Below are 5,751 nucleotides of genomic sequence, written 5' to 3'. Positions count from 1 at the left end.
GTATATTTCGATCATCGGCGGCTGCCATTTCTGCCACACGGAAGGATACCGTGAAGCCGATGGGAAAATCGATCCGGCCAAGGCGCTCAAAGGCTCCTCCATTGGCTGGCAGGGTCCCTGGGGCACGACCTACGCTGTAAATCTCAGGGATTCGGCAATGGGCTTTGATGAGGACGCTTGGGTCGACCACCTCAAGAACAAGGTCCAATTGCCGCCGATGCCCTGGTACCAAGTCCAAGCCATGACCGAAAGCGACATGCGTTCAGTGTATCTTTACATCAAATCGCTCGGACCACCCGGCGAGTCGGCACCGTTTTACCGGGAGCCCGGCAAGGAGCCGAGGACACCCTATGTCACACTAGTGCCACCTCAGACACCGAAGAAGAAGTAAACGACCTATCGCCTCTTCAGCTTCGGCGTGATCTCCTCGACCCGCACCTGCTCCCCGCGATCACGCTGAAATCGTCAAGCGCGCCCTTGCGGGGGCCAAGCTTGCTTGCTCCTTGACAGCAGCCCACTTACGGCGCGATGGACACCATATGTTGAAAGCATCTAACAACCGGGAGATGGCGCGTCAGGCCGCCAGGGCGCTTTACAACGGCATGACTGACAAGGAAGATGCCGCCATCACCGCCGCCGCCCTTGCAGATCCCGATGCACAGCCTCTGCCTGATGATTTGCCCCGCAAGCCGAAGACCTCAGCCGGCGAGCGCCATACCGACGGCGATTCCGACGCCGATCGCTAGGCCTGCGGCCCCTAGCGTACCGACTCGTTGGCCCCTCAGATGTTCCTCTCGATATGAGCCTCGATCGGATTTGGGCGCCGTAGCTCAAATCCTTTAGCTGCCATAAAGGTCAGCACGATAGCCGCAGCTATCGATGCAATGACGGTGGTGGTAAGGGCTAGACTTCTCACTATCTTCACTCAACAAAGCCTACCGCCGTTTCACCTTCGGCGTGACCTCCTCGATCCTGACTTTGTCCCCGATCTCCTTTGCCACGGCCAAGGCCTTTTCCATGTCCTTGGTGGTCAGCACGGTCCGCCAGTGCGGCTTTTCGAACACGCTCACGACATAGGTAGTTACTGGCTTGTCGGTCATAGGAAATCCCGGAATGCCTGCGATGACATGCGGTCGGGAGCGTAGAAGAGCCCCGGCCGGACTCGATTGCCTGACCGGGGAAGAAGTATGGTTCTAGGCAGGTATCAAAACGGCGATACGATGTATGCCGACCACTTTGCTTGTATTCGTGGCCTCGTCGGTCTTGCCCTTAGTGCATGTGTATATGCCGCCTTCCTCGAGCTTGAATTCCTTGTCCTGTTTCTTGATCGTGAATGCACCAGCGGTAATCGTGCAGACCATGTCATTGTCCATCATCATCGCGGGAGCGTGTGCTCCAGGCTGAAACACGACGTCGACAATTGAAATGCTCTTGTAGGCTGGAATGTCGGAGTTTCCTGTGCCGACCTCCACGACCCTGACGCCTGGAGCAATCTCCTTGCCTTCCTTCGGGCCATATTTCTTGGTCTTTGCAGATGCTACCAGGGTGAACAGAGGCGACACTGCGGCTGCCGTCATACCGAGCGCAATTGCAGACCTGCGATTCATGGTTTTCATCGCGTCCTCCCATATGTTGGTCACGCTTGAATGTGCGGGACGGCGCGCATTTTAGCAGGAGTGCATCTATTTCGCGCTTGCCATCTGTCTTCCTTGACACTCTCGTTTGACGCTATCGAAAGTCGGCTTCCAGTCGCGATTGCGCCGCTGCCGATCGCCTTCGTAGTCAGGAATGCAAGTGAAGAACACCGGCCGACGGTCGCGGCCGGCAGCCTTGCAATGCGAGCAGCCAAACAGCCCGACCAGATCCTAATGCATCGACCCATGGACAGGCCCGAGCTTGTCTATCAGCGCCTGGACGTCGAGCTTGGTCGACTTGCAGCACGCCGGATGACCGCAGTTGACATACATCGTTTCGCGAGCGGCTAGGGTGTCGGCGAGCGTCTTTTGAGGCATGCGATCTCCGCTGAAGGGGTCGCCGCAACGGAGGATTATGTTCCTGATCTCGCTTGATATGGCAAGCGCCGAAATATGCAACGATGCTCAATCGCGTGCGTCTTCGGGACGGTTGACCCCAGCGCCGATCAAGGTCAACCTCTGGCAATTCGCGCATGGTAAAGGACGGAAGATGAGGCGCAGACATGAATCGATGCTCGTTATGAGAACCGCGATTGCTCTGCTCTCCTGCCTGGCCATTTCGGGCTGCGGTATGGCCAAAGCTGCGAGGGAAACCGGTCAGACGTTCGACAAGTATGGGTGCCTTGCTCGTGACTTCAAAGGCCAGCCCCCCTGCGAACCTGACAATGCCGCAGCGCCCTGACGCCCGAATCAACGGGTGAGATATCCTTACTGCGTGCCTTGAGAGAAGCAGCCCTTGGCGCCTTTGAATAAGCCGCGTGATAGCCGACGAACAAAGTCGAAGAGAAAGAGAAGCGCGCAGCGGGCCATTATTTCTCGCAGATCACGTCCAACGATCTCAGCCATGATTGCGCTCCCACCGGCGTCACCTACTCCCTTCGGGGAGCCGGCTTGAATTTGCGCTCGACTGGCGCGATGCTGCCGTTGGGGAATAGTTAGGGGCGAGCAATGACTGGCCAAAAACGCGAATATTGATCGTTGGCAGCGACAGTTTCTGTTGCGGCTTCAGCCCATGCAAAGTCCCAGCAGGAATGCGAGGAAAGTGTCGGGGGAAATCATGCAGGACGCGACCGAACCAGTCGAGCCTCAAACCATAAGAGGGTCACGCGCCAAGAGCCTTTTCTATCTCCTCGGAGGCATGGCCTTCGTTTGGATGGGAGCTCATATGGTCCGCGACTTCGCCGCTCAATCTGGCCTCGTCGCGGTCAAGTACGTAGTCGTCGGATGGGTTGCCATAGTCTTCTTCGGACTAGCTGCGCTGGGCGGCGCATTATCGTTCATCCGCCCGCGTGCTTTGATCCTTGACGGGAGTGGCTTTGCGATCGGCGGCGGCTTTGTTCGATCTCCGTTGAAAATCGCATGGCGCGACATTCAAGGCTTTCACGTCCGGAAGCAGAACCGCTACAAGTCGATCGGCTTTCGCTTCGAACTTGGCGCCAAGACGCCGTTGAACCGGAGGCCTGGGATGGAGCTTGGCCTGTCCGGTTCGGGATGGCCGCTATCGACTGAGAAGATGGTCGAAGTCCTTAACACCTATCGGCAGCAGGCACTGAGCAACGAAGCCGAGCCGGTGAGCGCGGCGGCCGGGCCTCACTCTGCCATCTTTTCAACGGCCGGAAATTTGCCTTCAGATCGGCCAGCGGAAATGCCTCTCGGGAAGGCCCCCGGACACGTCATTATTTCCTTCAAGCAAGCGATCATCCTGGGGGCGCTTGTCGCATTTGCTGTAGGGTGTCTGCAGTATGCGCTTGCCCCGTGGCGGAACCCGATCGGCACGCTCGCCCTCGACGCACAAATAGGGGCCATAGTGTCGGCAATCGCCTACCGGCTTGTGTTCGGCTGGCGAGTACGCTAGCGCCGCGATTGCGGCTAGGTGACCAGGGCACCCACCAGCGCGTGCCCTCTGTCCGCTCGCCTACGCGGGCGAAGGAAAATGCACAAGACGCCGAAGATGACGCCAGCAATGGCCGCTGGCGTTTCCGGTACGCTCTGGTCAATGGACGATATTTGCGAGAAGATGAATGTAGTTGCGCCGAAGCCGGGGCCGCGCGGCCCTTACAAACGAAAGCCGTCGCTTGATGCCGATAAAAGATAGCACCGGGAGGGCCGCGTGAAACGCGCGTTTCTATTTGGGCTCGCGGCCCAGCTAATCTTCATTAGCGCGATCTTTCTACTTTTTGGTGATCTAATGCTGCCAATGACGCGGTCTCCGGTCATTGGCATTGTCGCATTGGGTTTGTGCGTCGCGAGCGCATTTTTCGCTTGGAGGGCGACCCTTCATTCGTCCTGGCTGGTCAAAATCGGGATCTGGATTGCCGGCTTCCTTGCTATCTACGTGGTAATCCCCCTCATCGAAGTCCTCGGCGTGCTGATCATTCCGCTCATTTCAGACTGACCCACTACCTCCATTAGCGGTAGCTTGTATTTCGCCTGAACTGGAGTCATCATGCACGGTGGTTTCAAGGGGTGAAATGTCATGGAATTCGCCAGTTGCTATGACCAGAGCGGGATCGTTCTTGCGTTCCTAAACATCACTGCGGTGTTCACAATTCTGGCCGCCTTTGCCGGTGCACGGTTGATTGCAATGTCAGGCGGGACGCCTCCCGAACAGATGCAGACCGCGTAAAAATCGCAAGCTCTCAAGGGAGCTTGGGCAAGGTCCGCCATTATCCGGCGCCAACCAGGCTGACCGTTGGCGAAAGCACCTCACGAAGTGACGGCATGAAGCGCTGGCCGCGGGCTGGCGAAAGGCGAGGCGATGAAGCGCGTTTGCCTGGCAGCGCTATTGGCAGCAACGGCCGCTCTGTCTGCACACGCCGATGGCGAGCGCTGGGGCATGATACCGGCGTGCGATTCGGCCGTCAGGATGATGTCGGCACTCAGGACCGCTTCGGCAGTCAGGACAGTCAGGTCTGTTCGCCTATACGACGGCTATCGGCTCCTGTATGCCGAAGAAGATTTCGCCGCCGGCGAAGCAAGGATTGAGTACGCGACGCGGGACGACCACGGCACATTTGTCCATCATTCGGCCCAGTGCCTTTTTTGGCGTCGCCGAATGAGTGGGATGAGCATCGACGGTGATGTCGAGGGACACATCATCGTGGACTGAGCCGTTCACGGCGGGTTGGATTTGTCGGGGTGGTTCGCGTCCAGGTTTCCTTGCAGGCTCCATCTTGCGGGCTCCAAGGAGGCACCGAGCCAGGCAGGCGCCATCAAAAACAACGAGAGGCAGGCGCGACGGCGGCCTGTATCATTTTAATACAATCCCCAATTTGTAGACTCGCGCGGTGCACCGGCATTTAGCTAGTCCTGCGCGGGCCAAGGGGAAAACCGCCCGCGGCACGGGAGGAAGCAATGTCTGTGCAAAAGGACGACTATCGAACGAACAGAGCCGACTATGCGATTGCCGCGAAGCGTGGCGCGGAAGGCGATCGCGATGAGCTGCTGGCAAGAAAAAAGATGGCCCTGTGGCTGAGAGACAGGCGATCCGCCAGATTGGCCGCAAACCCGTCGGAAAGCAGGCCAGGGCCGAAGGCCAGGCCGCGCGGTTAATGCATTTGCCCAAAAGTGGCCCAGTTTGGGATAACGAAATGCGCAACACAAAGACCCAAAGCGCGTCGCCTGAATACGTTCAAACGCGACGCGCATTGGCTGGAGATCGCGGCATCTAAACTAGGCTCGCGCCGCCGCTGACCGGTTATGTCAGGCAATTGACGGTGCCGCCTTTACCACCTTAGGTCCACGGACCATGGTCCAGCTTGCGACCGAGCGGCAACAGGCGCACGCTTCGAACGAACCCGACGACAAGGGCCTGTGATCGCAACTCTTTCGCGGCCAGGCCCTTTGTCGTATTAAGACCAATGAATTGCCTGATGGCGATGTCGTGGAGCATCGATTTGTTCGTTGATTACTATGAACTTCTGGAAATCAGTCCGAACGCCAACTCGGAAACGATAGAACGGATATTTCGTTATTTTGCCATGCGCTACCATCCCGACAACCGGGATACTGGCGACGAATCCCGCTTCAGTGAAATCATAGATGCCCACAATACGCT

Annotated in this window: 11 protein-coding genes and 1 pseudogene; 8 read left to right on the top strand and 4 right to left on the bottom strand. The window is 57.8% G+C overall.

Features of this window, described 5'->3' with window-relative positions; genetic code table 11:
- Window positions 1–391 (top strand): annotated as a pseudogene (locus tag AC1DZU_RS35225) (hypothetical protein); the annotation flags it as partial.
- Between the two features lie 148 nt (window positions 392–539).
- Window positions 540–746: a hypothetical protein gene (locus tag AC1DZU_RS35220; RefSeq protein ID WP_477292028.1), complete on the top strand. Its 207-nt coding sequence runs from the start codon at window positions 540–542 to the stop codon at window positions 744–746.
- A 189-nt stretch (window positions 747–935) separates the two neighbouring features.
- On the opposite strand, the gene AC1DZU_RS35215 is transcribed toward AC1DZU_RS35220, so the two are convergent.
- The 4 genes from AC1DZU_RS35215 to AC1DZU_RS35200 form a co-directional block, all read right to left on the bottom strand.
- Window positions 936–1,100, bottom strand: a complete 165-nt coding sequence (locus tag AC1DZU_RS35215) for a hypothetical protein (RefSeq protein WP_477292026.1) — start codon at window positions 1,098–1,100, stop codon at window positions 936–938.
- Between the two features lie 93 nt (window positions 1,101–1,193).
- Window positions 1,194–1,616 (bottom strand): hypothetical protein, encoded by a 423-nt coding sequence (locus AC1DZU_RS35210; RefSeq protein WP_477292024.1) that lies wholly within the window; start codon window positions 1,614–1,616, stop codon window positions 1,194–1,196.
- Between the two features lie 249 nt (window positions 1,617–1,865).
- Window positions 1,866–2,012, bottom strand: a complete 147-nt coding sequence (locus tag AC1DZU_RS35205) for a hypothetical protein (RefSeq protein ID WP_477292022.1) — start codon at window positions 2,010–2,012, stop codon at window positions 1,866–1,868.
- A gap of 390 nt (window positions 2,013–2,402) precedes the next feature.
- Window positions 2,403–2,540 (bottom strand): hypothetical protein, encoded by a 138-nt coding sequence (locus tag AC1DZU_RS35200; RefSeq protein WP_477292020.1) that lies wholly within the window; start codon window positions 2,538–2,540, stop codon window positions 2,403–2,405.
- A gap of 211 nt (window positions 2,541–2,751) precedes the next feature.
- Between AC1DZU_RS35200 and AC1DZU_RS35195 the strand changes: the two genes are divergently transcribed.
- The 6 genes from AC1DZU_RS35195 to AC1DZU_RS35170 form a co-directional block, all read left to right on the top strand.
- Window positions 2,752–3,549 carry an STM3941 family protein gene (locus AC1DZU_RS35195; protein ID WP_477292018.1) on the top strand — a complete coding sequence of 266 codons (798 nt, stop codon included), beginning with the start codon at window positions 2,752–2,754 and terminating at the stop codon, window positions 3,547–3,549.
- 78 nt (window positions 3,550–3,627) lie between these two features.
- A complete protein-coding gene (locus AC1DZU_RS35190; RefSeq protein ID WP_477292016.1) occupies window positions 3,628–3,789 on the top strand; it encodes a hypothetical protein in 162 nt (53 codons plus the stop codon).
- 15 nt (window positions 3,790–3,804) lie between these two features.
- Complete coding sequence (locus AC1DZU_RS35185) at window positions 3,805–4,089, top strand: hypothetical protein (RefSeq protein WP_477292014.1); 285 nt, start codon at window positions 3,805–3,807, stop codon at window positions 4,087–4,089.
- An 81-nt stretch (window positions 4,090–4,170) separates the two neighbouring features.
- A complete protein-coding gene (locus AC1DZU_RS35180; protein ID WP_477292012.1) occupies window positions 4,171–4,320 on the top strand; it encodes a hypothetical protein in 150 nt (49 codons plus the stop codon).
- Between the two features lie 132 nt (window positions 4,321–4,452).
- Window positions 4,453–4,803: a hypothetical protein gene (locus tag AC1DZU_RS35175; protein ID WP_477292010.1), complete on the top strand. Its 351-nt coding sequence runs from the start codon at window positions 4,453–4,455 to the stop codon at window positions 4,801–4,803.
- Window positions 4,804–5,590: 787 nt separating this feature from the next.
- A partial coding sequence (locus AC1DZU_RS35170; RefSeq protein WP_477292030.1) for a DnaJ domain-containing protein occupies window positions 5,591–5,751 on the top strand: 161 nt, incomplete at its 3' end.

The sequence above is a fragment of the Mesorhizobium sp. P2_A12 genome (assembly GCF_056405075.1).
The sequence above is the reverse complement of the archived record's forward strand: the minus strand, read 5'-3'. Positions and strand labels throughout refer to the sequence as shown.